Consider the following 25,238-nt stretch of genomic DNA (forward strand, 5'->3'; position numbering starts at 1 on the left):
ACCACCACTATTTCATTTGAAAACAACCACTTACGAATGAACCAAGCCGCCAGGCAAGCGCGTTCGGCCCGTTCTGATTCTTTGGAGGTAGCCGCCATGCTGGACTGGTTGAAAAGCTCACTGCCGGCCCGCGCCGGCCTGGCGGTCGCGCTGATCGCCTGCCTGGCGCTGTCCAGCGCGTTCAGCGCGGTGCTGATCGCCTGGGTCAGCGAGGACGACGCGGCCGCCATCAATACGGCCGGCTCGCTGCGCATGGCCACCTACCGCCTCAACTGGCAGCTGGAGGCGGGCGCGACGGCCGGGCGGATCGCCGAACTGCGCGACGACATGCAGCGCCGGCTGGACAGCGGCACCCTGCGCCACATGCAGGGCCAGGATGAAGGCAGCCCCCTGCACCAGGCCTTCGAGGCGGTTCAACGGCAATGGCAGGAGCAGTTGCGCCCGGCCCTGGAGAACGGCGACCGCCAGGCGTTCCAGGCCCATTCGGAGGCGTTCGTCGGCCAGCTGGAACGCTTCGTCTCGCTGTTGCAGAAGCACAGCGAACGCCGCCAGGGCTGGCAGCAGAGCATCCAGGGCGCGGCGCTGCTGGTCACCGTGGTCATCCTGCTGATCGGCATGTACGAGCTGCAGAACAGCGTGATCGACCCACTGCAGGAACTGGTCAGCACGGCCGAACGCTTCCGCGCCGGCGACCTCAACGCCCGCATCGAATACCGCTCCCAGGACGAACTCGGGCAGATGGCCGACAGCTTCAACGCCATGGCCGATGCCATCGAGGAATCGCACCGCACCCTGGAGTCGCGGGTCGCGGACAAGACCCGCGCACTGGAACAGAGCAACGCCGCGCTCGAACTGCTCTACCAGAGCAGCCGCAGCATCGCCAGCCGACCCGCCAACGCCGAGCGCCTGAACGAACTGATCGGCCGCTTCCAGCAGCGCCTGCCCGGCCTGAGCCTGTCGCTCTGCCTCAAGGGCGGCCAGGAGCAGCCGGTCGAACGGCTGATCGCCCTGCACAGCGACGCCACCCGCGAGGTCTGCACGCCAAGCGACTGCGCCACCTGCGAGCGACAACGCATGCGCAACCGCATCAGCGTGCCGATCAGCTCGCAGGGGCAGACCCTGGGCGACCTGCGCGCCCACTACCTCGACGGCCACGCCCCCCTCGGCTGGGAACGCGAGCTGATCGAGGCGCTGGCCTACCTGATCGGCACCTCGCTGTCCCTGGAACGCCAGCGCGAGCAGGACCACCGCCTGCTGCTGCTCGACGAGCGCACCACCATCGCCCGCGAGCTGCACGACTCGCTGGCCCAGGCCCTGTCCTACATGAAGCTGCAGGTCAGCAGGCTGCAGACCCTGCTGCGGCGCGGCGAGAGCGGCGAACAGCTGATGCAGGTCAGCGAGGAACTGCGCGAGGGGCTCAACAGCGCCTACCGCCAGTTGCGCGAACTGCTCACCACCTTCCGCCTGCAGATCCAGGATGGCGGCCTGGACCAGGCCCTGGACGACACCGCCCGCGAGTTCGCCGAGCGCGGTGAAATGCGCGTGACCCTGGAGTACGAACCGCTGGCCTTCAACCTCTCCGCCACCGAGCAGATCCACCTGCTGCAGATCGCCCGCGAGGCGCTGTCCAACTGCGCCCGCCATGCCCACGCCGCCAACGCGCAGGTGCGCCTGCGGCAGGAAGGCGAGGAACTGCACCTGCTCATCGAGGACGACGGCTGCGGCATCGAGCCGGGCTTCGACCCCCGCCAGCACCACGGCCTGAACATCATGCAGGAGCGCGCCCGCAGCCTCGGCGGCCGGGTCGACATCGGCCCGCGCCAGCCCCACGGCACCTGCGTGCGCCTGCGCTTCTGCCCCGCCTTCCTGCGCCAAGCGCCACGCGAGACCCACTCATGAACGACCGTGCTCCCTACACCCTGCTGCTGGTCGACGACCACCCGATGATGCGGCGGGGCATTCGTCAATTGATCGAACTGGAATCCGACATGGTGGTGGTCGGCGAGGCCGGCAACGGCATCGAGGCCCATGCCCTGGTCGAACGCCTGGAACCGGACCTGATCCTGCTGGACAACAACATGCCCCAGCTCAATGGCGTGGAAGCCCTCAAGCGCCTGCGCGAGCGGGGCTACGCCGGCAAGATCCTGCTGTTCACCGTCTCCGACGCCGAGAACGACGTGCGCGACGCCATGCGTTTCGGCGCCGACGGCTACCTGCTCAAGGACATGGAGCCCGAGCTGTTGATCGAGCGCCTGCGCGAAGCCCTGCGCGGCTCGCTGGTGGTCAGCCCGGCGCTCACCCCCGTCCTCGCCCAGGCCCTGCGCGCGCCCCAGGGCGCCAGCTCGCTCGACCTCACCGACCGGGAGCGGCAGGTGCTGAAGATGGTCGCCGGCGGGCTGAGCAACAAGATGATCGGCAACAAGCTGGGCATCACCGAAGGCACGGTGAAAGTCCATGTGAAGAACCTGCTGCACAAGCTGGGCCTGCGCTCGCGGGTCGAGGCCGCGGTGTGGGCGATGGACAACCTGCGCTGAACCGCTCCGCGGGACCGTAGGATGGGTCGAGGAGCGCAGCGACGATACCCATCGGCCGGAGCCGATCAGGATCACCGAGCGCTGCCCCACCCCGGCAGCCCTCACCTTTGGAGGTAGTACCGGGGAGGAATGGGCCTGCGCACCGCCTCCGCCTAGCATGGCGGTCATGGAGGTGGACCATGCTCACCGATACCGCGACCCGGGCCGTCCTGCGCAGGCACCCTCTGTTCGACCGGCTGCCGGCGGCCCTCTTCCATGAGCTGTGCCGGCTGGCTGTCCAGCGCCGGCTGGGCAGCGGCGACATGCTGTTCCACCAGGGCGACCTGGCCGACCGTTTCTACCTGCTGCTCGCCGGTCAGATGAAGCTGACCCGGGTACTCCCCGACGGCCACGAGAAGCTGGTGGAGGTGGTCATGCCCGGCCAGTGTTTCGCCGAATCCCTGCTGTTCAGCGCCCCCCGCCAGTACCCCGTGACCGCCTGCACGCTCAAGCCGAGCAGCCTGGTAAGCCTCGACGGCGGCCACTACCGGAGCCTGCTGGAAGAACAGCCGAAAATCTGCCTCGAGCTGCTGGCCAGCCTCAGCCTGCGCCTGCATCGCCGCCTGGACGAGATCGACACCCTGACCCTGGCCAATGCCGGCCGCCGGGTGGCGCGCTTCCTCTGCCAGGAGCACGAGGCCGGCAACGGCGCGATCCAGTTCAACGTACCCAAGCGGTTGATCGCTTCACGGCTGGGCATCCAGCCGGAAACCTTCTCGCGCATCCTGCACCGGCTGATGGACGCCGGGCTGATTGCCATGGAGCGGCGCCAGATCCGCGTGCTGGACACGCCGAGCCTGGCCAACTACTGCGAATGAAACCGGCAGCGCCACGCCTGCCAGGAGGCTTGAAATGTCCACCCCCGACCTTCCTCTGGTCTACTCCTGCTCCGGCTGCTCGAACGTCGCGCAACTGGCCAACACCCTGGCGGTTCGCCTGGACCGCGAAGGCCTGGCCGAGATGTCGTGCATAGCCGGGGTTGGCGGCCGTGTGCCGGCCCTGGTCAGCAAGGCCCGCAGCGGCCGGCCGATCCTCGCCATCGACGGCTGCCGGCTGCAGTGCGTGCAAGGCTGCCTCGACCAGCACGGCGTGACCGCCGACGTGCATCTGCAGCTCAACGAGTACGGCCTGAAAAAACGCTACGGCGAGGACTGCTCCACGGAAACCGCCGAGCAGCTCTACGCCGAGGTGGTTCAGTTGATCGCCAGCGACCGCTTGCGGCCCTCCGCGTAGTAGGAAAAGCCGACAAGAGCGCTGAAGGCTGGAGGCTGGACGAAAAACGGGATGCGGGGGCGAATTCATTCGCGAAGGGTCGCGCAGCGGCCCCGTAGGGTGGACCACGCTTCACCGGTCCACCTTTCGCGGTTCGCCCGGGCTCCGCTGGTGGATGTAAAAAGCGACATCCACCCTACGCACGGGGACAATTCGTTCAACCTTCAGCCTTCAGCCTTCAGCCTTCAGCCCCAAGTCCCAAGTCCCAAGTCCCGTAGGGTGGACCACGCTTCACCGGTCCACCTTTCGTGGTTCGCCCGGACTCCGCTGGTGGATGTAAAAAGCGACATCCACCCTACGCACGGGGACAATTCGTTCAGCCTTCAGCCTTCAGCCCCGTAGGTTGGCGCCGAGCGCAGCGAGGCCCAACGGCGCGGCGCCCTGGCGTGGATGCCGTCCGGGAAAAGCTACCCCTTCGCCGCCTCCCCCAGGTCGCGCACCACCCGCCACAGGCGCGGCGGCAGTTCGTCCGGATCCAGCGCATCGAGCAGGTTCTTGATGGCGAGGCCGAGGTCGGTGTCGCCCTCGATCACCAGCCGGCGGCGGAAGAACAGGGTGTCCGGGTCTTCCTGACGGCTCAGCAGCAACAGGAACTCGCGCCAGTTGCCGCGAATGCACACATCCACCGGTGCCCGCCGCTCCACTTTCAGACCATTGCGATCTCGGGTCAGGCACCAGGCCAGGCTCAGGTCACTGATTTCCAGGCGCAGCCAGCGCCCTTCCAGCACGTCGAGGGCGCCCTCGTCCAGCGGCGTGGCAAGTACCCATGCCAGCGTCCGCTCCAGCACCAGCCGCTGAATCAGGAACGGCACCCGCCGGCCGAGCGGCAACAGTGGTTCACCCAGGCGCAGGGCCATCGTTGCCAGACTCATAGCCCTGACTCCTCGACGCGCAGCATCCCGGCCTGGCCATGCCAGTAACCGTTGCAACCATCCACCGCCAGCGGCGGCGGCAACGCACCGGCGCGCACGTCGGCGAACGCCTGGATGATCTGGGCCATACCCTCGGCGCGCGGGCTCAGGCGCAGGATGTCGATGCCCAGCGCCCGCATCCGCGCGTACTCGGGCAGCAGGTTACTGACCTGGGCGGACAGGGTCTGGATGCCGTTGAGGGTGAACAGCGCCTGGCCCTCCTGGCTGAGCAGCGGAATGCCTTCCGGGTAGTCCTGGCAGCAGAAGCGGCAGTCATCCTTGGGCCGGTTCTGCGCCCGTGCGGTGAAGCAGCGTGCCGAGTAGGCCAGCGGCAGATGCCCGTAGGCGAACAGCTCGACCTCCGGACGCGGCCGGCCGAGCGCATCGAGTTGCCGCAGGCAATCGTCCAGCAGGCTCGCCGAGCACTCCACCGGCGGCACCCAGCGCACCAGCCCGCAGTCGAGCAGTTCGGCCAGCGCATGGGCGTTGTACAGGTTGAGCGCCGGCCCGGCGACGAAGGGCTGGCCGCGTTCCAGCAGCAGCTGCACCGCGCCCATGTCGTTGGCCTCCACCCGCAGCTCGCCGTTGTCGCACAGGCGCTTGAGGCTGGCCAGTTCGGAGGCCGCCTCGACCAGGGTCAGCCCGGACAGCACCAGCTCGGCGCCGGTCTGCTCGCGCAGCTCGCGGGCCAGCCCGAGCCAGCCGTCGAGCGACAGCGCGCGGCGCTTGGAGCAGACCGTCTCGCCCAGGTAGATGACATCCAGCGGCTGCTCGGCCATCTCGGCATAGAAATCCAGCAGTTTCTCCCGGCTCCAGTAGAACAGGACCGGCCCCAGACTCAGCTTCATACGTACCTCACTGCCAGGCTCGATGATAGGCACCCAGGGTGGTCTGGCTGCCCTCCGACAGCCCCTCCAGCACGCGGCGCCACTGTTCCTGCACGGCGTATTGCTGCGGCGCGCGCGCATGGGCGTCGAGCGCCGCGCGCCAGACCCCGGTGACCTGTTCGACATAGGCCGGGCTGCGCTGGCGCCCTTCGATCTTCACCGCCGCGATGCCCATGGCCGCCAGCTGCGGAATCAGGTCGAGGGTGTTCAGGCTGGTGGGTTCTTCGAGGGCATGGAAGCGCTGCCCTTCCACCAGGAAGCGGCCCTTGCACAGGGTCGGATAACCGGCCGGCTCGTCCTTGCGGTAGCGGTCGATCAGCACGCCGCCGAGCCGGGAGCTCAGGGTGTCGGCCTCCTCCTGCCAGCGCACCGCCTTGGCCGGCGAGCAGACCCCGCAAAGGTTCGGCGACTCGCCGGTGACGTACGAGGACAGGTGGCAGCGCCCTTCGGCCATGATGCACAGGCTGCCGAAGGCGAAGACCTCCAGCGGCACCCGGGTCTTTTCCGCCACCTGGCGCACCTGGGCCAGCGACAGTACCCGCGGCAGCACCGCACGGCGGATGTTGTAGCGCGAGCGGTAGAACTCCAGGGCGGCGGCGTTGGTGGCCGAACCCTGTACCGACAGATGCAGGCCCAGGTCGGGATGCCGGCGGCTGGCGTAGGCCAGCACTCCGGGATCGGCGGCGATCAGCGCATCCACCCCGAGGTCGGCGGCGCGGTCCACCGCCCGCTGCCAGCGCGCCCAGCCCGCCGGCTGGCCATAGGTATTGACCGCCACATAGAGCTGCCGGCGCTGCTGGCGGATCAGCTGCAGGCCGCTTTCCAGCTGGCGGTCGTCGAGGTTGAGGCCGGCGAAGTGCCGCGCGTTGGTGTCATCGCGAAAGCCCACGTAGATGGCGTCGGCCCCCTGTCGCAAGGCCGCCTTGAGGGCGGGCAGGCTGCCCGCCGGACATACCAGGTGCATGCTGGAAACTCTCCTTGGAAAAACCGTGCTCCACGCCGGGGGCGCCTAGCCGAGCAGGTCGGCGAAAGGCAGGAAGTCCACGAGTTCGCCGCGCCCCAGGGTGCGCCCACGCTCGACCAGCGCCAGGCCGTCGGCCCAACAGGCCGAGGCCAGCATGGCGGAGCCCTGGGCGGGATGCAGGACCACCTGCGGCTGTCCGTCGAAGGTCTCCAGGCGGGCCCGCAGGTACTGGCGACGCGGATTGCCCGGCGCCCATTCGAAGGCGGCCGGCAGGCGCAGCGGACGGGCCAGCACCTCCGCGCGGCCCTGGGCGCGAAGCAGGAAAGGCCGCGCCACCACCAGGGCGGTGATCAGCGCCGCCGCCGGGTTGCCCGGCAGGCCGATCCACGGTTTGCCGCACACCGTGCCGAAGGCCAGTGGCTTGCCCGGCTGGATCGCCAGGCGCCACAGGTGCAGCTCGCCGAGCTCGCGCACCGCCTGCTTGAGATGATCCTCCTCGCCGACCGACACGCCACCGGAGGTGACCAGCACGTCCGCTTCGGAAGCCGCCAGGCCGAGGGCATCGCGGCTGGCCGCCAGCTCGTCGACGAGAATGCCGCCGTCATGCACCTCCAGCCCCAGGCTGCGCAGCACGCCGTCCAGGCTGTAGCGGTTGGCGTTGTAGATCTGCCCGGGCGCCAGCGCCTGGCCCGGTTCGCGCAACTCGTTGCCGCTGCTCAGCAGGGCCACCCGCAACGGCCGGTAGACCGTCACCTCGGCGCATCCCAGGCTCGCCAGCAGGCCGATTTCCTGCGGACGCAGGCGGATTCCAGCCTCCAGCACGCGACTGCCGGCGGCGAACTCCTCGCCCTGGCGGCGCACGTTCGCCCCGGCCGGCGCGCTGGCCAGCCAGACTCCGTCATCCTTGGCCCGCGCCAGCTCCTGCGGCACCACGGTGTCGGCACCCGGCGGCAACGGCGCGCCGGTGAAGATCCGCACCGCTGTGCCGGCCGGCAGTTCGGCCAGCGCCGCGTCGCCAGCGGTGATCCGTCCGGCCAGCGGCAGCCAGCCCTCGCCGTCGGGCAGGTCGGCGGCACGCAGGGCATAGCCATCCATCGCGCTGTTGTCCCAGGCGGGCATGGCACCGGCCGCCTGGACCGGCGCCGCCAGGGTGCGACCGAGGGCCTGCGCCAGCGGCACGCGCTCCAGCCTCGGCGGCAAGGGCGCCCGCTCGAGCAGTTCGGCGATCGCCTCGTCCACGGGCCGCAAGCTGCTCGCAGCCGTGCCGCAAGCGCAGGCGCTCACGAGCGGGCTCCGCACTGGGCAGCCGGGCGCTCGGGCAGCGACTTGAGATGAGGGACGAAATTGCACGGCCGGGTACGGCTGTCGAGCTGCTCGCGAAGGATGTTCTCCCAGGCCGTCCGACAGGCCCCCGGCGAGCCGGGCAGGCAGCAGACCAGCGTGGCGTTGCTGATTCCGGCCAGCGCGCGGGACTGCACGGTGGAGGTGCCGATCTCGGCCAGCGAAACCTGGCGAAACAGCTCGCCGAAACCGTCCACGGCCTTGTCCAGCAGCGGCGCCACCGCCTGCGGCGTGTTGTCCCGCGCGGTAAAGCCGGTGCCGCCGGTGATCAGCACCACCTGCACCAGCGGGTCGGCGATCCAGGCACACAACCGGGCGCGGATCTGCCAGATGTCATCGATCACCAGGGCGCGCTCGTGGAGCTGATGGCCGGCGGCCTCCAGCCCCTCGATCAACGTCTGCCCGGAGGTGTCGGTCGCCAGGCTGCGGGTATCGCTGACCGTCAGCACCGCGATGCGCAGCGAACGGAATTCGCCGCTGGATAGATGGGCCATATTGCAAACCTCCGCGAAATGACTGCGCGCAGCCTGCGCCAGCCCCGCCGTGCCGCCCATTCCCCGATGGAGGTATCACCTTCGCGATTTCGCCCCGCAGGCCGCACGCCCGCCCGGTGCCGGGGCAGGCGCGGCAAAGGGTCGCAAGCGGCCGGGCGGCGATGCCGGGCTCAGGGCATTGGTTGCAGGCGCTGCCAGCCGTCCGCTTCCTTGCGGTAGTCGAGGCGCTCGCAGCGCTGCTCCGGCAGGCCCTGCCAGAACTCCACGCGGCCGGGCAGCAGACGGTAGCGCCCCCAGCGAGGCGAGCCGGGTGAGGCTTCGTCGCGCCGGCGATAGGCCGGCGGCGAATCGTCACCGGCCCCCAGCCACTCGACCCGGCCCTCGACACGCAGCTGTCGCTGCAGTGCGGGCCAATGGAACACCACCGCCGCCCAGGGGTTGATGAGCAGATCCTGGCCCTTCTCGCTGCGCTGGTCGCTGTGGAACAGCAGCCCCTGTTCATCCCGGCCGCCGAACGACACCACCCGGCAGTGCGGATGGCCGAAGTCGTCCGCCGTGGCCAGCACCATGGTGGCGGTCTCGCCGGCCGGCGCTTCCTGCAACCAGCGCCGCAGGAGCGGGAACGGCTCCGCCGGGGGCGCCGCCCATGACGCGCAGGGCCCTGGCGTGCCGCTCACGAAGTGCCCGGAGGCGCCGCCGCGTTTTTCCAGCAGGCGGGTGTTTTCGATGGTCATGCCGCGATCCACCGCCTTGCACATGTCATAGAGGGTCAGGGCGGCGACGCTGGCGGCGGTCAGCGCTTCCATTTCCACCCCGGTCTGCCCGGCCAGCTTGCAGCGGGCGAGAATGCGCACGCAGTCGTCCCCTTCCGCCTCCAGCTCCACCTTGACGCTGGCGAGCATCAGCGGATGGCACAGGGGGATGAGGTCGGAGGTCTTCTTCGCCGCCTGGATGCCGGCGATCCGCGCCACGGCGAAGACGTCGCCCTTGGGGTGGCCGCCGGACTGGATCATGGCGAGGGTTTCCGGGCGCATGCGCACCCGGGTTTCGGCCAGCGCTTCACGCTCGGTGATCGCCTTGTCGGCGACATCGACCATGTTGGCGCGGCCTTGAGGATCGAGATGGGTCAGCATCGGTGGGACTCCTGGATCAGATCAGGTTCAGCCGGCGCGCCAGCTTGCGCAGGTTGCTCGGGTCCATCCGCAGGTCGCGGGCGGCGGCGGCCCACTTGCCGGCGTGGCGGCCCAGGGCGGCCTGGATCAGTTCGCGCTGGTAGCGCTCCAGCGCCTGCTGCATGGACTCCCCCAGCGACACGGCGTCGGCCTGTGGCGGGGCGAGCTGGCGGACAGACGGAGGCTCGAGCCCCAGCCAGGGCGCCTCGATGCTGAGCAGCGCGGTACGCGACCCGGCCTGGCTGAGCACCTTGAGCGCCGCGCGGCTGATCACGTGCTCCAGTTCGCGCACATTGCCCGGCCAGTCGTAGTCCAGCAGCACGCGCTCGGCCTCCGGCGACAGGCGCAGGCAGCGCAGCCCCAGGCGCGCACGGTTGAGTTCGAGGAAGTGTCCGGCCAGCAACAGCACGTCGCGACCGCGCTCGCGCAGCGGCGGGATGTGCACCGGGTACACCGACAGGCGATGGTAGAGGTCGGCGCGGAAACGCCCCTCGCGCACCTCCTCCGCGAGCCGCCGGTTGGTCGCGGCGATCACCCGCACGTCGACGTGGCGTGGCTGGTCGGCGCCCAGGCGCTGGATCTCGCCATTCTGCAGGGCGCGCAGCAGCTTGGCCTGGATCGCCAGCGGCAGCTCGCCGATCTCGTCGAGGAACAGGGTGCCGCCATTGGCCGCCTCGAAGCGTCCCGGGCGGTCCTGGCCGGCCCCGGAGAACGCGCCCTTGGCGTGCCCGAACAACTCGCTTTCCGCCAGGGTCTCCGGCAGTGCCGCGCAGTTGACATAGACCAGCGGCTTTCGGGCACGCGGCGAATGGCCGTGCAGCCAGCGGGCGAACAGCTCCTTGCCGACGCCGGTCTCGCCCTGCAGCAGCACGGGCAGCTCGGAGTCGGCCACCACCGCCAGCTCGTCCAGCAGCTGGCTGATCGCCGGGCTGCTGCCGAGAATCGCCGCGTCACCGGCTTCGCCGTCCGGCTCCGCGTGGCGCCCGGCAAGGCGCAGGCTGCGCACCTCGGCCTCCAGCCGGCACACCCGCAGCGCGCTCTCGATCAGCAGCGCGTGCTGGCGCAAGCGCTGGGCGGCATGGCGGTCGAAGCTGCCGGGACGCAGGGCATCGAGGGTCACCGCCCCCCACAGCTGGCCATCCAGGTACAGGCTCATGCCCATGCAGTCATGCACCGGCAGGGGCTCTTCCGGGCTGTCTTCCAGCAGGCCGTCGTAGGGATCGGGCAGCAGGCTGTCGGCGGCGAACTGCAAGGGTTCGCGCTGCGCGAGGATCTGCGCCAGGCGAGGATGGCGGGCGACCGCGAAGCTGCGTCCGAGCACTTCATGGGCCAGCCCCACGGCCGCCTGCGGGCGCAGGCTCTCGCCATCCAGTCGCAGCAGGACCACCGCGCTGCACAGGAATGCCTCGCGCAGGCCGACCACCAGCCGTTGCAGGCGGATCGCCGCCGGCAGCTCGCAGACCAGGTCGGCGAGCTGGGCGTTCTGGATAGAGGTGAAATCTACCATTTCGGGTATCCATGACCTGATTCATGGCGGGTAAGTTAGACCTTGATTGCCGGCAATCCCTTGATTTCCGTCAATTTCAAAAGCGGCACGCGGCTTGCGATGGCCAGGGTGATTCTCATCCTGCAAGGAGCCTCCCCATGGCCGACCAACTGCTCGACAGCACCCTGGGCAACCTGGCCTGCAACCTGCCCGGCGCCACCCGGGTGTTTCATCAATTCCATCTGGACTTCTGCTGCGGCGGCCGCAAGACCCTGCGCCAGGCCGCCCAAGAGCGCGACGTGGATGCCGGCGAGGTGATCCGCCGGCTGCTGGAGCTCGACCCGCGGGATGCCGAGCCGACTGACTGGCGCCAGGCGCCGCTGGCCGATCTGATCGCCCACCTGCTGGCCCGCTTCCACGCCGTGCACCGCCAGCAGCTGCCGGAGCTGGTCCGGCTGGCGGCGCGGGTCGAGCAGGTACATGGCGGCCGCGATGCATGCCCGCGCGGGCTGACCGAGCTGCTGATCGACATGCAGCAGGAGCTGGAAAGCCACATGCAGAAGGAGGAGCAGGTGCTCTTCCCGATGATCGAGCGCGGCGCCGGCCCCATGACGGGAGGGCCGGTCTCGGTGATGCGCTTCGAGCACGACCAGCACGGCGAGGCGCTGGCACGGATCGTCGAACTGACCCACGACATGCAGCCGCCGGCGGATGCCTGCAACACCTGGCGGGCGCTGTACCGGGGGCTCGATGAGCTGCGCGTGGACCTGATGCAGCACATCCACCTGGAAAACAACCTGCTGTTCCCGCGTGCCCTGGCCGAGGAGGTTCAGCATGGGTGAGTACCGCAAACTCTGGTGGACCCTGATCGCCGTGCTCGGCGTGACCTTCTGCCTGCTCGGCTGGTTCGGGCGCGAGGTCTATCGCCAGGCGCCGCCGATCCCCGAGCGGGTGGTCGATGCCCAGGGCCAGGCCCTGTTCGGCGCCGGGGACATACTCGGCGGCCAGACCGCCTGGCAGAGCGTCGGCGGCATGCAGCTCGGCTCGATCTGGGGCCACGGCGCCTACCAGGCGCCGGACTGGACCGCCGACTGGCTGCATCGCGAACTGGTCGCCTGGCTCGACCTGGCCGCGCAGGAGCAGTACGGCAAGCCCTATGCCGAGGTCGACCAGGACCACCGGGCGCTGCTGCGCGAGCAACTCAAGCGCGAGTATCGCGGCAACCAGGTGCGGGACGGGGTGCTGACCCTGAGCAATCGCCGCGTCGCCGCCATGCACCACACCGCCGCGTACTACGACGCGCTGTTCGGCAACGACCCGGCGCTGCAGGGCAGCCGCAAGAGCTTCGCCATGAAGGAGAACACGCTGCCCGATGCCGCGCGCCGCGTGGATCTGACCCGGTTCTTCTTCTGGACGGCCTGGGTCGCCGCCACCGAACGGCCGGGATACGAAGCCACCTACAGCAACAACTGGCCGCACGAGCCGCTGATCGGCAACCAGCCCACCGCGGAAAACCTGATCTGGTCGGTGGTCAGCGTGATCCTGCTGATCGCCGGGGTCGGCTTCCTGGTCTGGGCCTGGGCCTTCCTCCGCGACCACGAGGAGGAAGAGCCGGCCGCGCCGGCCCAGGACCCGCTCAGCCTGGTTGCCCTGACCCCGTCGCAGAAGGCCCTTGGCAAGTACCTGTTGCTGGTGGTCGGGCTGTTCGGCTTCCAGGTCCTGCTCGGCGGCGCCACCGCGCACTACACGGTGGAAGGCCAGGACTTCTACGGCTTCCCGTTGTCGCAGTGGTTCCCCTACTCGCTGTTGCGCACCTGGCACATCCAGAGCGCGCTGTTCTGGATCGCCACCGGCTTCCTCGCCGCCGGCCTGTTCCTCGCCCCGATCATCAACGGCGGCAAGGACCCGAAATTCCAGAAGCTCGGCGTCGACGCGCTGTTCTGGGCGCTGGTGGTGGTGGTACTCGGCTCCTTCGTCGGCAACTACCTGGCCATCGCCCAGATCATGCCGCCGGAATGGAATTTCTGGCTCGGCCACCAGGGCTACGAATACGTCGATCTCGGCCGCCTGTGGCAAATCGGCAAGTTCGCCGGCGTGGCCTTCTGGCTGCTGCTGATGCTGCGCGGCATCCTGCCGGCGTTCCGCCGGCCCGGCGACAAGAACCTGCTGGCCCTGCTCTCCTGCTCGGTGATCGCCATCGGCCTGTTCTACGGCGCCGGCTTCGCCTACGGCGAGCGCACCCACCTGTCGGTGATGGAGTACTGGCGCTGGTGGGTGGTGCACCTGTGGGTGGAAGGCTTCTTCGAAGTGTTCGCCACCACCGCGCTGGCCTTCATCTTCTCCAGCATGGGCCTGGTGTCCAAGCGCATGGCCACCACCGCCAGCCTGGCGTCGGCCTCGCTGTTCATGCTCGGCGGCGTGCCCGGCACCTTCCACCACCTGTACTTCGCCGGCACCACCACGCCGGTGATGGCCGTGGGCGCCACCTTCAGCGCCCTGGAAGTGGTGCCGCTGATCGTGCTCGGCCACGAGGCCTGGGAGAACTGGCGGCTGAAATCGCGGGCGGCCTGGATGGAACGGGTCAAGTGGCCGCTCATGTGCTTCGTCGCCGTGGCCTTCTGGAACATGCTCGGCGCCGGGGTGTTCGGCTTCATGATCAACCCGCCGGTGTCCCTCTACTACGTGCAGGGCCTGAACACCACGCCGGTGCACGCACACGCCGCGCTGTTCGGGGTCTACGGCTTCCTCGCCCTGGGCTTCACCCTGCTGGTGCTGCGCTACATCCGCCCGCAACTGCGGTTCAGCGAGCGCCTGATGAAGACCGCCTTCTGGTGGCTGAACGGCGGCCTGGTGCTGATGATCGCCACCAGCCTGCTGCCCATCGGCATCATCCAGTTCCATGCCAGCGTCAGCGAGGGCCTGTGGTACGCGCGCAGCGAGGCCTTCATGCAGCAGGACATCCTGCAGACCCTGCGCTGGGTGCGCACCTTCGGCGATGTGGTGTTCATCGTCGGTGCGCTGGCCATGGCCTGGCAGGTCGTCAGCGGCTTCTTCTCCCCGACCACCAGCACCGTGCCGCAGCGCACGGAAGGAGAAAGCCTATCGGTCAACTGAGCATTGCAAGAGTGTTGGCCAGGCTCGACCCGCCCCTGGCGGGCCGAGCCATTGACGGGCGCCAGCCCGCACCGCCTCTGTCTACACTCGACAGTTAGCAGAATTCCCGGCACAGGAGTCCTCCCATGCATGCACACAAGCTTTACACCTGGCTCAACACTCCCGGCACAACACCGCTGTGGAAGGTGTTCTGGCTGCACGGCGTATTGGTCAGCCATGTGCTGTTCGGCAGCATATTGCTGCTGTATGGGCAACTCGGCAGTGCCCAGTTGGCCCTGCTGTTCTTCGGCTTCGTCATCTACACGGCCTGGGTGCTGAATGCCGTTTGGCGCAACGCCGGCAACGTCCGCACAGCACTCTATGGCGAGATCGCCCGCTTCCTCACCGTCGCCTGGTCGATCAACGCAGTGCTGGTTTCCATTTTCCTGCTGCTCGGACACCTGCATACCGACGGCGGCAGCCTGCCGCTGCCGTTCTGAGCTCAGAGCGCCGGGACTCATGCACCGGCGCCCCGGTCCGATACATCCCCCAAGCGGTGAACAGGAGCCCATGGCGGGTGTCCAACCCCCTGAGACGCACCTGCCGGAGGCCGCCATGTATAGACGAGACTTCCCGGGGGGCGGAGTGCTGAGCGGCAGGATGATGCCCATGGCAAGGCTCGCGAACGCGAGATCTTGAGCGGCTTGGTCCGCGTTGCCAGTCGATACCGCGACAAATACCGATCGCCACCTTCCCCCCAGCCCAGCACCGATGGGGCTTGCTGTTTACGGGCAACGACCCTTGGTCCGGCATTTGAATTAAAGGGAGCTATACAGGTGCATTAGGGGGATAGTGGAATCTCACCCCCCGATAATTGAGAACGTCATGAAAAGACGAGAATTCCCAGGCTACGTAGCTTGGAGTACAGCCGAAGTGAGCGGCGGCCGTGCGCTCGCATTCATTGCGATCAGAAAACACGGACTGGCATCCGAGCCCCTCTATCACCTGGTATGCGACCAGACGAGTTTCAAATTGCTATCCGATGCGGCATCCGCGGCCGAGCTCGCACTCAGCAGGATCTTGCGCATCGACCAATACGGCACACCTGTCTTCAGCTCCCCGGAGAGCTGATCTTGAGAGTCGAGGTTGCGGGCACGGCTTCAACCTCAGGACCAGGCCCAAGGCGGGGAGCTTGCCAGACAAGGCCCCACTGACTGCAGCCCTGTTTCAAGCTAAGCCAAAACCAGAACGCGCTCGGTTGCGCAATCGCCGTTGCAGCACGGATGCGCGAGAACCGCATCAGCCGCACGCGGCTGCGGAATATCCACCGCGCGATGACAACCTCAGCCACTGAAGACCCTCTGCAATCCGCACACCGACCACTACATCCGAATGCGGCCCGGCACAAACCTGACCTATCGAACCTGGTTGGGCAGTATGGGGAACAAACCGTGAACTCTTGGCGGGTCGATACCGGAGTATGAGATCACCGACTACAACGGCCTCGCCCCTCAGTTCGCACTCAGGGTCATGAGGATATCGGCATACCAGGTACAGTTGAGTCCCAGCGCTTCGTCTTGCGCCAGGTCGCGGCTGACCATATCGAGGCGCGCCGAGTGAATCCCTAGCAACATCCAGGGCAGATCGCCCAGGTTGCTGCAATCATCCGGCGCCCGCATCACCACCGGCGCGCCGCTTGTGCCGCGGTGGGTACGCGCATCGGTGAGAAAATAGCCTTGCCCCTGGAAGCGCAAGCCGAACGAAGAGGCGACAATGGCATGCCGAACCACCGGCATGTGATGCAGGTGGTCGTGGAATCCCAGCGGAAATCCCACCACCAGCAGCGCAGTACCGACCTCGACCGAGTCGCTGGGAGCCTGCAGGTGCTCCGGTGTGAAAGCGTGGTGAACCATCGCCCTCGGCAATGCCGAACACTCCATCTCGATCAGCGCGACATCGACACCACCTGCCGTATCCCGCCCCTGGCGCCACAGGCTCTTGCCGTCTCGATACAGCGGCACGGAGTAGCCGCAGGATCGCGCCATATCGTGCCGATCGGTGTGCAGCTCGATTTCGAGGCGATCAGGGAAATGTCGGCTCGAAGCATCCAGCACCACATGCCGGCTGGTCACCAGGAACAGGCGCTCCTCCCGCGCGAAAAAGAAGCCGCTGGCATTGGTCAGCAGGCGCGGCCCTGCATAGGTACAGATGCGCACGGTGCTTAGCAGCAGTGGTTCGATTACCGGCATTGCGTAAGCTCCATTAGCTCGCGGCCCAGGACCGCCACCACAACCGGGCGACGTGCGTTACACCTGTCGGCAGTTTGGCCAGCAAAACCCTCCGACAGGGCAATATGCCGACCGGTGGCGGATCGGCCCGGGGGCCATAGGAAAACAAGTACCCGCACTACCATCCGCCTAATCGAGCCAATTGACCACGACCAGCAGCTGTGGCTACCACTCGATGATCGCTCGCACCTGTTGGAACCTCGGCCAGGCGGGAAAAGGGGACAGAAAAGTGAATCTGTCCCTTTCTTTTCTATGGTTCGGGGCCACTGGGCAGAAAACTGTTACGGACTATGAACTTCCGCGACGCAGCTCGGTTCAACCCTACATCGTCAACTTTTCGTCGGGAGGGGGATGACCAAGAGAACTTAGACGGAGGCACATTATGCCTATCAGAAAATGCCTACTGGCTCTGGCTATTGGTGGAGTCCTCTCGGCATCGACAGTGTTGGTACCTGATTACATTTCGATTGGATCGTATGCCTCTGCCCGGGATGGCAGCAGTGGTGGAGGAGGCCACGGTGGTGACGGTGGCGGAGGCCATGGTGGAGACGGCGGTGGTCGCGGTGGCGATGGTCACGGCGGCGATGGAGGTGGTCGCGGTGGCGATGGTCATGGCGGCGACGGCGGTGGTCGCGGTGGCGATGGCCATGGCGGCGACGGCGGTGGTCGCGGTGGTGATGGTCATGGTGGCGACGGTGGCGGTCACGATGGCGGTGGTCACGCCGGTGACGGCGGCGGTCACGATGGCGACCATGGTGAGGCAGGCCATGCCGGTGACGGTCATGGAGGCAAGGGACACGGCGACGCTGACGCGGACCATGGCGGTCTTGCCGGGGACAAAGGCATGGGCAAAGACCATGACAACGACCATGACAGAGACCATGACAAAGTCGGCGGCAACCGGGGTCCTGGCAATGCCCATGACGATGATGCAGGGGACCGGGATAAGGCCGATCGCGACGACGCGGACGGCATGGCCGATGCAGCCAGGGATGCTGACAAGGATGCGGTAGATGCAGCCAGGGACGCTGCCAGGGATGCGGCAGATGCAGACAGAGACGCTGACAAGGATGCCGCAGATGCGGCCAGAGACGCTGCCAGGGATGCGGCAGATGCAGCCCGAGATGCCGCCAGGGACGCTGCAGATGCTGCCCGTGATGCGGCCAGGGACGCTGACAAGGACGGCGCGGATGCAGCCAGAGACGCGGCTAGATTAGCCGCAGATGGCGCCAGAGACGCGGCCAGGGACGCTGCGGATGCGGCCCGAGATGCTGCCAAGAACGAAGCAGATGCTGCCAGGGAGGCTGATAAAGATGCCGCAGATGCTGCCAGAGAGGCAGCCAGAGAGGCCGCAGAGCTGGCCAGAGAGGCAGCCGGCAAGGCTGAAGATGCTGCCAGAGAGGCGGCTGAAGAGGCCGCAGACGCTACCAGGGAAACAGCCGAAGACGCCGCGGATGCCGCCAGAGAGGCGGCCGAAGACGCCAATGAAGCGCCGGACGCGCCGGACGTCGATGTCGTCGAGGCAGAGCCGGAACCCAATAACGTACCCGACGCACCGGATGCCGATATGGTCGAGGTACAGCACTAAGGCCGCGGGTTCCGAAAGGAACACGTGGGCATATCGGTAGAGCGTCCCGGGAGTTCGAGGGACGCATCAGAAGGAGTCGCTGGGCCTGAAGCGTCACGGGGCCTGCGGCTCCTTCTTGCGTCGGGTCCGTTTGCCAGGTCTCCCGCTCGACGGTCGTGCGCTCGAACAGCACGCAGCGCGCCGAACCCATCAGGCGGGCACGGCGGCTCTTCTCCAGCCCATCAGCCTGGCAACTAACCCAGGACGCTCGCACGCTCCGGACGGGCATGGCCCCGTGCGGTGACGATGCCCAGGAACGAAATGACGATCGCCAGGCTGATGGTCGAGGTGACCTCGGTTCGATGCTCGGGGGTCACGAGCATCACCCCCAGAGCGCAGACGATGAAAACGATGACCAGCCAGGTGAGCCAGGGAAACAGCCACATCCGGAAGGTGATCTCGACGTTGTTCCGGCGCAGCAGCGACCTCATGCGCAATTGGGAAATCGCAATCACGAGATACACCAGCAAGGCGATGGCGCCGGAACTGGCCAGCAGGAAATCGAACACACCGGCAGGGGCGAAGAAGTTCAGGACGGCAACCCCCGCGCCGATCAGGGTACTGGCGATGACCGCGGCCCGGGGAACGCCGGCCGACGACGTCTCCTTCAGAAACGCGGGAGCCTCGGCGCGCCGGCCGAGGGAGTAAAGCATGCGGGAGGCGATGTAGATCGACGAGTTCATGCAGCTGGTGACGGCGATCAACACGACGACATCCACCAGGAACTTGGCATAGGGAATGTTCATCAGCTCCAATGCGCGCTGATACGACCCCTGCACGGTCAGCAACGGATCATTCCAGGGCACGATGGAAATGATCACGAAAATGGACAGCAGGTAGAAAATGCTGATCCGCCAGATAACCGACCGCGTGGCCTTGGCGATGTTCTTTGCCGGATCGCTGGATTCGGCAGCGGCGATGGTCACGGATTCCGTGCCGATGAAGCTGAACATGACGGTAATGAACGCGCCCACGACCGCAGCCATCCCATTCGGGGCAAACCCGCCATGTTCACTGCTCAGGCGACTCAGGCCGCTGACTTCCCGGTCCGGCAGCCAGCCCATCAAGGCGGCGGAACCCAGGGCGATGAAGCCGATGATCGCCACCACCTTGAACATCGCGAACCAGAATTCGAACTCGCCGTACTTGGCAACACTGAACAGATTGGTTGCGGCCAGGGCGACCACGGAGACCAGGGCGTACAGCCAGATGTCGATCTGCGGGAACCAGTTGTGCAGCACATTGCCGGCCGCCAGTGCCTCGATGGGAATGACCAGCACCCAGAACCACCAGTACAGCCAGCCGATCGTAAAGCCGGCCCATGGTCCGATCGCCTGGTCAGCGTAGGTGGAGAACGACCCGGTATCGGGGTTCGCAACAGCCATTTCGCCGAGCATCCGCATGACCAGGACGACCAGGAGCCCGGAGACGATATACGCCAGGATGGTCGCAGGGCCGGCGGCTGCGATGGCATGCCCGGAACCTACGAACAAACCTGCGCCGATAATGCCCGCAATCGAAAGCATCGTTACGTGGCGCGGCTTGAAGCCCTGCGCCAACTTACCACTCGAACCATCAGATCCTACGCTAACCATTTCGTCTTATTCTCTTGTTACTGACATAGGAAACTACGAACTGACTCTGGCGACGAAACCAACTCCTTTGAAAACAAGAAAAAACCGCACGACCCGGACGCTCTTTTTCGCCTCGACCGGGCATCGCCGATAGCGCACGGCACTCGAACGGCGCGCCACTTTAAGCCCCGCAAGCAAAATCCCAATTATTCGAAAACGCCACGAAGCTGCCCAAACACGACAGCCATCCGCCATCGACGACTGCTGGCAAAGTGCCAACAACCCATTGTTAATCAAAGCTTTTTTGCAGAGCTTCGGCGCATTGCACGGCGACGCCTGTTGGCGTAACGACAGGTGCGCCCCACGCGCATTGAACGGTGGATTTCGGCGATCACCCGGGACATTGGCAGCCAAAACGCAGAGCCCGCCGAAATGGCGGGCTCTGCGTTTACCGGAAGAGGCCTCAGCCTTCCCACTTGCCGCCTTCGACTATGACCGACTTCGGATCGGTGCCGTCGGCCAGTTCCTTGCGCACGTACTGGTCGTAGAGCTTGAGCAGGAACTGCTCCTCGCCCAGCTTGGCCAGTTCAGCGTTGACCCAGTCACGCAACTCGATGTTGCCCCTCTTCACGGCCGGGGCGATCGGCGCCTCGTCGCCGAGCTTGTCGGCCAGCACGCGGTAGCCCGGGTTCTGCTTGGCCCAGCTGAACAGCACCAGGTTGTCCTGGGCGTAGGCATCGCCTCGGCCATTGGCCAGTGCCTGGAGGGACTCGGAGTTCTTCTCGAACTTGACCAGCTTCCAGTCCGGGCGGTTCTGGGTCAGCCAGAGGTCGGCGGTGGTGCCGGTGGTGACGATGATGGTCTTGTCGGCCAGGTCATCGAGCTTCTGTACCGGGCTGCCTTCCGGGACTATGGCCTGCACGGCGACGCGCAGGTTGGGGTTGGTGAAGTCCACCGCCTCGGCGCGTTCCGGCGTCACGGTCATGTTGGCGAGGATCAGGTCCACCTTGTCGCTCTGCAGGAAGGGAATGCGGCTGGCGGGCTCCACCACCACGAACTCCACCTTCTTCTCGTCGCCGAGCAGGTCCTTGGCCAAACGCTTGGCGATGTCGGTGTCGAAGCCGACGTAGTTGCCCTGCTCGTCGACGAAGCCGAACGGCGGCTTGTCGCTGAACACGCCGACCACCAGCTTGTCGCGCTGCTTGATCTTGTCCAGGTAGCCGGCGCTGGGCGCGGCTTCCCTGGCCGGGGCGGCCTCCTTGTCCGCTTGCTTGGGCGCATCCGAGTTGCCGCAACCGACCAGGATGCCGGCAGCGAGCAGGGGGAAAATAAGGGCTGTTCCAAGTTTCATGACAATTTCCTTCCAGGCATTTTTTCCACGTAGGAGAACTTCTCCAGGAACTGCTGCGCGCGTGCGGTTTGCGGGTTGCTGAAAAAGGTTTCGGGGTCGTTCTGTTCGGCGATCACGCCACCGTCCATGAACAGGATTCGGTCGGCCACCGCGCGGGCGAAGGCCATTTCATGGGTGACGATGAGCATGGTCATGCCACCCTCGGCGAGGCCTTGGATGACCTCCAGCACCTCCTTGACCATCTCCGGGTCGAGTGCCGCGGTGACCTCGTCGAAGAGCATCACCTCGGGGTTCATGCACAGGGCGCGGACGATGGCGATGCGCTGCTGCTGGCCACCGGAAAGCTCACGCGGATAGGCATGGCGCTTGTCCAGCAGGCCGACCCGGGCAAGCAGCGATTCGGCCTGGGCCAGGGCTTCGCCGCGGACACGCTTCTGCACCTTGAGCGGGCCGAGCAGGATGTTCTCCAGCACCGTCTTGTGGGGGAACAGGTGGTAGCTCTGGAACACCATGCCGATGCGCTGGCGCACCTCGCGCCAGTCGGTCTTGCGATCAAGTTCGCGGCCGGCGAAGCGCAGGCTGCCGCCCTGCCCCTCCTCCAGGCCGTTGAGGCAGCGCAACAGGGTGCTCTTGCCGCAACCGCTGGGGCCGAGGATCACCACCACCTCGCCGCGCCGGACTTGCAGGTCCACCTCCCGCAGTACCTGGGTGGCGCCGAAGCGCTTGCTGAACGAGGACAGTTCGATCAAGGCGGTCATGGGTGACTCCAACGGCGTTCCAGCACGCGCGATGCGGCCGACAGCGGATAACAGAGCAGGAAGAAGAAAACGAACAGGAAGCCGTAGACCAGCACCGACTCGTAGGTGCGTTCGATGATCTGCTGACCCACCTTGATGACGTCCACCACGCCGATCAGCACCGCCAGCGAACTGGTCTTGATGATCCGCGTGTAGACGTTGATGGTCGGCGGCGTGATGCGCTTGAGCGCCTGGGGCAGCAACACCTCGGCATAGAGCCTGGGCAGGTCGAGGCCGATGGCCAGGCCCGCCTCGCGCTGTCCGCGCGGCAGCGAGCGCAGGCCGCCACGGACCACCTCGCCCACCTCGCTGGCTCCCCACAGGGACAGCACCAGCACCGCGCACCAGAAACTCGGCAGGCTGACACCGAGGAAGATCGGCAGGCCGAAGAAAAACAGGTACAGCCAGACCAGCACCGGGATGGCGCGGAACAGCTCCAGGTAAATGCGCAGCGGCAGCTCCAGCCACGGCTTGCCGAGGTTGCGCAAGACGCCGTAGAGCACGCCGCCGGCACTGCTGAAGAGGATCGCCGTGGCCGAGATGGACAGCGTCTCCCAGGCGCCCCGCGCCAGTTGCGGCGCCGAGATCAGCAACAGCTCAAGACCCGAACTGGCCATGCTGCAGCCTCCTTTCCAGTCGGGCCAGCAGCAGGGACAGCGGCAGGAACAGCAGAACGCAGAGCGCGGTCATGACCGCCAGCATTTCGTAGGTCTTGTAGTGCAGGGCGATGTAGCTCTTGGTGGTGTAGAGGATTTCCGGCACCGCCACCGCCGAGACCACGGTGGTTTCCTTGAGCAGGAAGATGAAGTTGGCGAACAGCGCCGGCAGGCTGAGGATGCCCGCCTGGGGCAGGATCACGTGGCGCAGCAGCTGCCAGCGCGACAGGCCGATGGACAGCCCGGACTCGACCTGCGCCCGGGGCACCGCCTCCACGCCGGCGCGCAGCACCTCGGTGAGGTAGGCACCGCCGAGGAAGGTCATGGCGATGATGGCGCAGGCGAAGCCGGACAGGCGGATGCCGACACCGGGCAGCGCGAAGTAGATGAAGAACAGCTGGATCAGCAGCGGCGTATTGCGCGCCACCTCGATATACCCCTTCACCAGCGGGCGCAGCAGCGGCACACGCAGCACCAGGATCGCCGCATTGACCAGCGCCACCAGCAGGGAGGTGGCGATGGCGATCGCCCCCACCTGCAGGGTCACGCCGACGGCCTTGGCGAAGGCCGGCAAGGTGGCGATCACGAAGTTCCAGTCGAAACTCATCGGGGCAGTCTCTCCCCCGGCTGCAGCAGCGGCACCTCCACTTCCACCGTGTCCGGGTACTTGATGCCGGCGCCGGTGTTGAGCACCACCACCCGCTCGCCGGGACGGATCCAGCCTCCTTCGCGCAGCTTGCGCGCGGCGGCATAGAGCGCGGCGCCCTCCGGGCAGACGAAGGCGCCTTCCAGCTCGGCCACCTTGCGCTGTTCGGCCAGCAGTTCGGCGTCATCCACGGCGATGGCGTAGCCCTCGCTTTCGTACAGCGCCCGCAACACCAGGAAATCGCCCAGGGCCTTGGGTACGTTGATGCCGAAGGCGACGGTGCGCGAGTCCGGCCAGAACTCCGAGGCCTCCGCCCGCGCCTCCCAGGCCCGGACTATGGGCGCGCAGCCGCTGGCCTGCACCGCCACCAGGCGTGGCAGCGGACGGTCGGCGGGAATCCAGCCGAGTTCACGCAGCTCCTGGAAGGCCTTGTGGATGCCGATCAGCCCCACCCCGCCCCCGGTCGGGTAGAGGATCACGTCAGGCAGGCGCCAGCCGAACTGTTCGGCGAGCTCCAGGCCCATGGTCTTCTTGCCCTCGATGCGGTACGGCTCCTTGAGGGTGGAGGCGTCGTACAGGCCACCTTCGGCCACCGCCTGGGCCACCTGCTTGCCGGCATCGGAGATCAGGCCGTTGACCAGGAACAGGCGAGCGCCGGAGATGGCGGTCTCATTGCGGGTGATCAGCGGCGCATCCTCGGGCATCACCACCGTGGCCCGGATGCCGGCCCGCGCGGCGTACAGCGACCAGGCCGCACCGGCGTTGCCATTGGTGGGCATGGCCAGGGCGCGCACGCCGAGTTCCCTGGCCTTGGACACGCCCACCGCCGCGCCACGGGCCTTGAAGGAGCCGGTGGGGATGATGCCCTCGTCCTTCAGCCAGAGGTCGTCGATGCCGAGGTCCCGGCCGATGCGCGGTGTGGGCAGCAGGGGGGTGAAACCTTCGCCGAGGCTGACCACATGGGCCGGGTCCAGCACCGGCAGCAGCTCGTGGTAGCGCCACAGGCTGGCCTCGCGGCCGATCAGGTCGGACGGTTTCCAGGCCTGTCTGAGTGCGTCGAGGTCGTAGGCCACCAGCAGCGGCGCCCCCACGTCGCTGAGCTGCTGGATGCGGTCGGCGTCGTAGCGCGCGCCGGTCTTCGGACAATGGAGATGGGACAGGTAGCTATAGGGCATGGGTATCACCAGGCAGGGAAAGAAATCGGAATGGCGCTGACCGTACGAAGTGCGCTCACCGCTGCATCCCCCAGCGCTTGACGGTCACCCGCTCCAGGCTGGCGAACACCAGGTACTCCACCAGCAGGCCGATCAGGATCACCGCGATGAGGCCGGCGAACACCTTGTCGGTGTAGAGCTCGTTGCGGTTCTGGAAGATGTACCAGCCCAGGCCGCCCTTGCCGCTGGTGGCGCCGAACACCAGTTCGGCGGCGATCAGGGTGCGCCAGGCGAAGGCCCAGCCGATCTTCAGGCCGGCGAGGATCGACGGCAGCGCCGCCGGGATGAGGATGTGCAGCACCAGGCGCAGGCCCTTGAGGCCGTAGTTGCGCCCGGCCATGCGCAGGGTTTCGGAAACCCCGAGGAAGCCGGCGTAGGTGTTCAGCGCCAGCGCCCAGAGCACCGAGTGCACCAGCACGAAGATCAGGCTGTTCTCGCCCAGGCCGAACCAGAGCAGCGCCAGCGGCAACAGCGCGATGGCCGGCAGCGGGTTGAACATGGCGGTCAGGCTGGAAAGCAGGTCGCGGCCCAGTTGGGTGGATACCGCCAGGGTGGTGAGCAGGAACGCGAGGACGATGCCGATCAGGTAGCCCTTGACCAGCACCGCCAGGGAAATCGCCACCTTCTGCGGCAGCTCGCCGCTGGCCAGGCCTTCGGCGAAGGCGCGGATGGTCTGCAGGAACCCCGGCAGCAGCAGGTCGTTGGCCTGGTAGCGGGCCACCAGTTCCCAGGCCAGGGCCAGCAGCGCCAGGATCGCCAGCTTGCGCAGCCAGCCCTGCTGCCAGATGCGCTGGGACAGAGGCAGCTCGCGTTCGAGGGGCAGGTTGTCGAGAGGGGCGAGGACGACTTCGTATTCCTCGCGGCGGACGCCGGAAACACTCATGGGGATGCT

General features: G+C 67.0%; 24 protein-coding genes and 1 pseudogene. 8 read left to right on the top strand and 17 right to left on the bottom strand.

Annotation, left to right across the window (positions count from 1 at the left end; all coding sequences use genetic code 11):
- Positions 1-96 precede the first annotated feature (96 nt).
- The 4 genes from ACFPU0_RS08015 to ACFPU0_RS08030 all read left to right on the top strand — a co-directional run bounded on the left by ACFPU0_RS08015 (position 97) and on the right by ACFPU0_RS08030 (position 3,806).
- A complete protein-coding gene (locus tag ACFPU0_RS08015; protein ID WP_377692346.1) occupies positions 97-1,899 on the top strand; it encodes a HAMP domain-containing protein in 1,803 nt (600 codons plus the stop codon).
- Positions 1,896-2,534, top strand: a complete 639-nt coding sequence (gene narL / locus ACFPU0_RS08020) for a two-component system response regulator NarL (protein WP_377692347.1) — start codon at positions 1,896-1,898, stop codon at positions 2,532-2,534. The genes ACFPU0_RS08015 and narL overlap by 4 nt, the downstream gene beginning before the upstream one ends.
- 179 nt (positions 2,535-2,713) lie before the next feature.
- Positions 2,714-3,391, top strand: a complete 678-nt coding sequence (locus ACFPU0_RS08025; RefSeq protein WP_377692348.1) for a Crp/Fnr family transcriptional regulator — start codon at positions 2,714-2,716, stop codon at positions 3,389-3,391.
- Between the two features lie 34 nt (positions 3,392-3,425).
- Complete coding sequence (locus tag ACFPU0_RS08030; protein WP_377692350.1) at positions 3,426-3,806, top strand: putative zinc-binding protein; 381 nt, start codon at positions 3,426-3,428, stop codon at positions 3,804-3,806.
- 446 nt (positions 3,807-4,252) lie between these two features.
- Here ACFPU0_RS08030 and ubiT read toward each other — a convergent pair whose 3' ends face one another.
- The 8 genes and pseudogenes from ubiT to norR all read right to left on the bottom strand — a co-directional run bounded on the left by ubiT (position 4,253) and on the right by norR (position 11,121).
- The gene (gene ubiT, locus ACFPU0_RS08035; protein ID WP_377692351.1) at positions 4,253-4,717 is read right to left on the bottom strand and encodes a ubiquinone anaerobic biosynthesis accessory factor UbiT; all 465 of its coding nucleotides are present in this window, start codon (positions 4,715-4,717) and stop codon (positions 4,253-4,255) included.
- Positions 4,714-5,604: a U32 family peptidase gene (locus ACFPU0_RS08040; protein ID WP_377692352.1), complete on the bottom strand. Its 891-nt coding sequence runs from the start codon at positions 5,602-5,604 to the stop codon at positions 4,714-4,716. The genes ubiT and ACFPU0_RS08040 overlap by 4 nt, the downstream gene beginning before the upstream one ends.
- A gap of 7 nt (positions 5,605-5,611) precedes the next feature.
- Positions 5,612-6,607: a ubiquinone anaerobic biosynthesis protein UbiU gene (ubiU, locus tag ACFPU0_RS08045; RefSeq protein ID WP_377692354.1), complete on the bottom strand. Its 996-nt coding sequence runs from the start codon at positions 6,605-6,607 to the stop codon at positions 5,612-5,614.
- A gap of 45 nt (positions 6,608-6,652) precedes the next feature.
- Entirely contained in the window at positions 6,653-7,891 is a 1,239-nt protein-coding gene (gene glp / locus ACFPU0_RS08050; protein WP_377692356.1) for a gephyrin-like molybdotransferase Glp, read from the bottom strand.
- Positions 7,888-8,442 carry a molybdenum cofactor biosynthesis protein B gene (gene moaB / locus ACFPU0_RS08055; RefSeq protein ID WP_377692357.1) on the bottom strand — a complete coding sequence of 185 codons (555 nt, stop codon included), beginning with the start codon at positions 8,440-8,442 and terminating at the stop codon, positions 7,888-7,890. Before moaB ends, glp begins: the two co-directional genes overlap by 4 nt.
- Before the next feature lie 170 nt (positions 8,443-8,612).
- A complete protein-coding gene (locus ACFPU0_RS08060) occupies positions 8,613-9,119 on the bottom strand; it encodes a pyridoxamine 5'-phosphate oxidase family protein (protein ID WP_377692452.1) in 507 nt (168 codons plus the stop codon).
- Positions 9,120-9,575, bottom strand: a pseudogene (gene moaC / locus ACFPU0_RS08065) (cyclic pyranopterin monophosphate synthase MoaC); the annotation flags it as partial.
- Between the two features lie 16 nt (positions 9,576-9,591).
- Complete coding sequence (gene norR / locus ACFPU0_RS08070) at positions 9,592-11,121, bottom strand: nitric oxide reductase transcriptional regulator NorR (RefSeq protein WP_377692358.1); 1,530 nt, start codon at positions 11,119-11,121, stop codon at positions 9,592-9,594.
- Between the two features lie 137 nt (positions 11,122-11,258).
- On the opposite strand from norR, the gene ytfE reads away from it, so the two are divergent.
- The 3 genes from ytfE (at position 11,259) to ACFPU0_RS08085 (ending at position 14,693) form a co-directional block, all read left to right on the top strand.
- The gene (ytfE, locus tag ACFPU0_RS08075; RefSeq protein WP_377692359.1) at positions 11,259-11,942 is read left to right on the top strand and encodes an iron-sulfur cluster repair protein YtfE; all 684 of its coding nucleotides are present in this window, start codon (positions 11,259-11,261) and stop codon (positions 11,940-11,942) included.
- On the top strand, positions 11,935-14,214 hold the full coding sequence (locus ACFPU0_RS08080) for a nitric-oxide reductase large subunit (RefSeq protein WP_377692361.1): 2,280 nt from the start codon (positions 11,935-11,937) through the stop codon (positions 14,212-14,214). Before ytfE ends, ACFPU0_RS08080 begins: the two co-directional genes overlap by 8 nt.
- 125 nt (positions 14,215-14,339) lie before the next feature.
- Positions 14,340-14,693, top strand: a complete 354-nt coding sequence (locus ACFPU0_RS08085) for a hypothetical protein (RefSeq protein WP_377692362.1) — start codon at positions 14,340-14,342, stop codon at positions 14,691-14,693.
- Positions 14,694-15,704: 1,011 nt separating this feature from the next.
- Here the strand turns inward: ACFPU0_RS08085 and ACFPU0_RS08090 are convergent.
- Complete coding sequence (locus ACFPU0_RS08090; protein WP_377692363.1) at positions 15,705-16,442, bottom strand: S1 family peptidase; 738 nt, start codon at positions 16,440-16,442, stop codon at positions 15,705-15,707.
- Between the two features lie 439 nt (positions 16,443-16,881).
- Positions 16,882-17,340, bottom strand: a complete 459-nt coding sequence (locus ACFPU0_RS08095) for a hypothetical protein (RefSeq protein WP_377692364.1) — start codon at positions 17,338-17,340, stop codon at positions 16,882-16,884.
- Between ACFPU0_RS08095 and ACFPU0_RS08100 the strand changes: the two genes are divergently transcribed.
- Entirely contained in the window at positions 17,326-18,069 is a 744-nt protein-coding gene (locus ACFPU0_RS08100; protein ID WP_377692365.1) for a hypothetical protein, read from the top strand. The genes ACFPU0_RS08095 and ACFPU0_RS08100 overlap by 15 nt on opposite strands.
- 233 nt (positions 18,070-18,302) lie before the next feature.
- Here ACFPU0_RS08100 and gabP read toward each other — a convergent pair whose 3' ends face one another.
- From gabP to ACFPU0_RS08135, 7 genes are all read right to left on the bottom strand, one after another.
- The gene (gene gabP / locus ACFPU0_RS08105; RefSeq protein ID WP_377692366.1) at positions 18,303-19,703 is read right to left on the bottom strand and encodes a GABA permease; all 1,401 of its coding nucleotides are present in this window, start codon (positions 19,701-19,703) and stop codon (positions 18,303-18,305) included.
- 442 nt (positions 19,704-20,145) lie between these two features.
- On the bottom strand, positions 20,146-21,033 hold the full coding sequence (locus ACFPU0_RS08110; protein WP_377692367.1) for a transporter substrate-binding domain-containing protein: 888 nt from the start codon (positions 21,031-21,033) through the stop codon (positions 20,146-20,148).
- Positions 21,030-21,791 carry an amino acid ABC transporter ATP-binding protein gene (locus ACFPU0_RS08115; protein WP_377692368.1) on the bottom strand — a complete coding sequence of 254 codons (762 nt, stop codon included), beginning with the start codon at positions 21,789-21,791 and terminating at the stop codon, positions 21,030-21,032. Before ACFPU0_RS08115 ends, ACFPU0_RS08110 begins: the two co-directional genes overlap by 4 nt.
- Positions 21,788-22,447, bottom strand: a complete 660-nt coding sequence (locus ACFPU0_RS08120) for an amino acid ABC transporter permease (RefSeq protein ID WP_377692369.1) — start codon at positions 22,445-22,447, stop codon at positions 21,788-21,790. Before ACFPU0_RS08120 ends, ACFPU0_RS08115 begins: the two co-directional genes overlap by 4 nt.
- Positions 22,428-23,093 (bottom strand): amino acid ABC transporter permease, encoded by a 666-nt coding sequence (locus tag ACFPU0_RS08125; RefSeq protein ID WP_377692370.1) that lies wholly within the window; start codon positions 23,091-23,093, stop codon positions 22,428-22,430. Before ACFPU0_RS08125 ends, ACFPU0_RS08120 begins: the two co-directional genes overlap by 20 nt.
- Positions 23,090-24,307: a threonine synthase gene (locus ACFPU0_RS08130; protein ID WP_377692371.1), complete on the bottom strand. Its 1,218-nt coding sequence runs from the start codon at positions 24,305-24,307 to the stop codon at positions 23,090-23,092. Before ACFPU0_RS08130 ends, ACFPU0_RS08125 begins: the two co-directional genes overlap by 4 nt.
- Positions 24,308-24,362: 55 nt before the next feature.
- Positions 24,363-25,229: an ABC transporter permease gene (locus ACFPU0_RS08135; protein WP_377692372.1), complete on the bottom strand. Its 867-nt coding sequence runs from the start codon at positions 25,227-25,229 to the stop codon at positions 24,363-24,365.
- Positions 25,230-25,238: the final 9 nt, after the last annotated feature.

Origin of the sequence: Pseudomonas sp. GCM10022186 (genome assembly GCF_042656385.1) — a bacterium.
GTDB lineage: Bacteria > Pseudomonadota > Gammaproteobacteria > Pseudomonadales > Pseudomonadaceae > Metapseudomonas.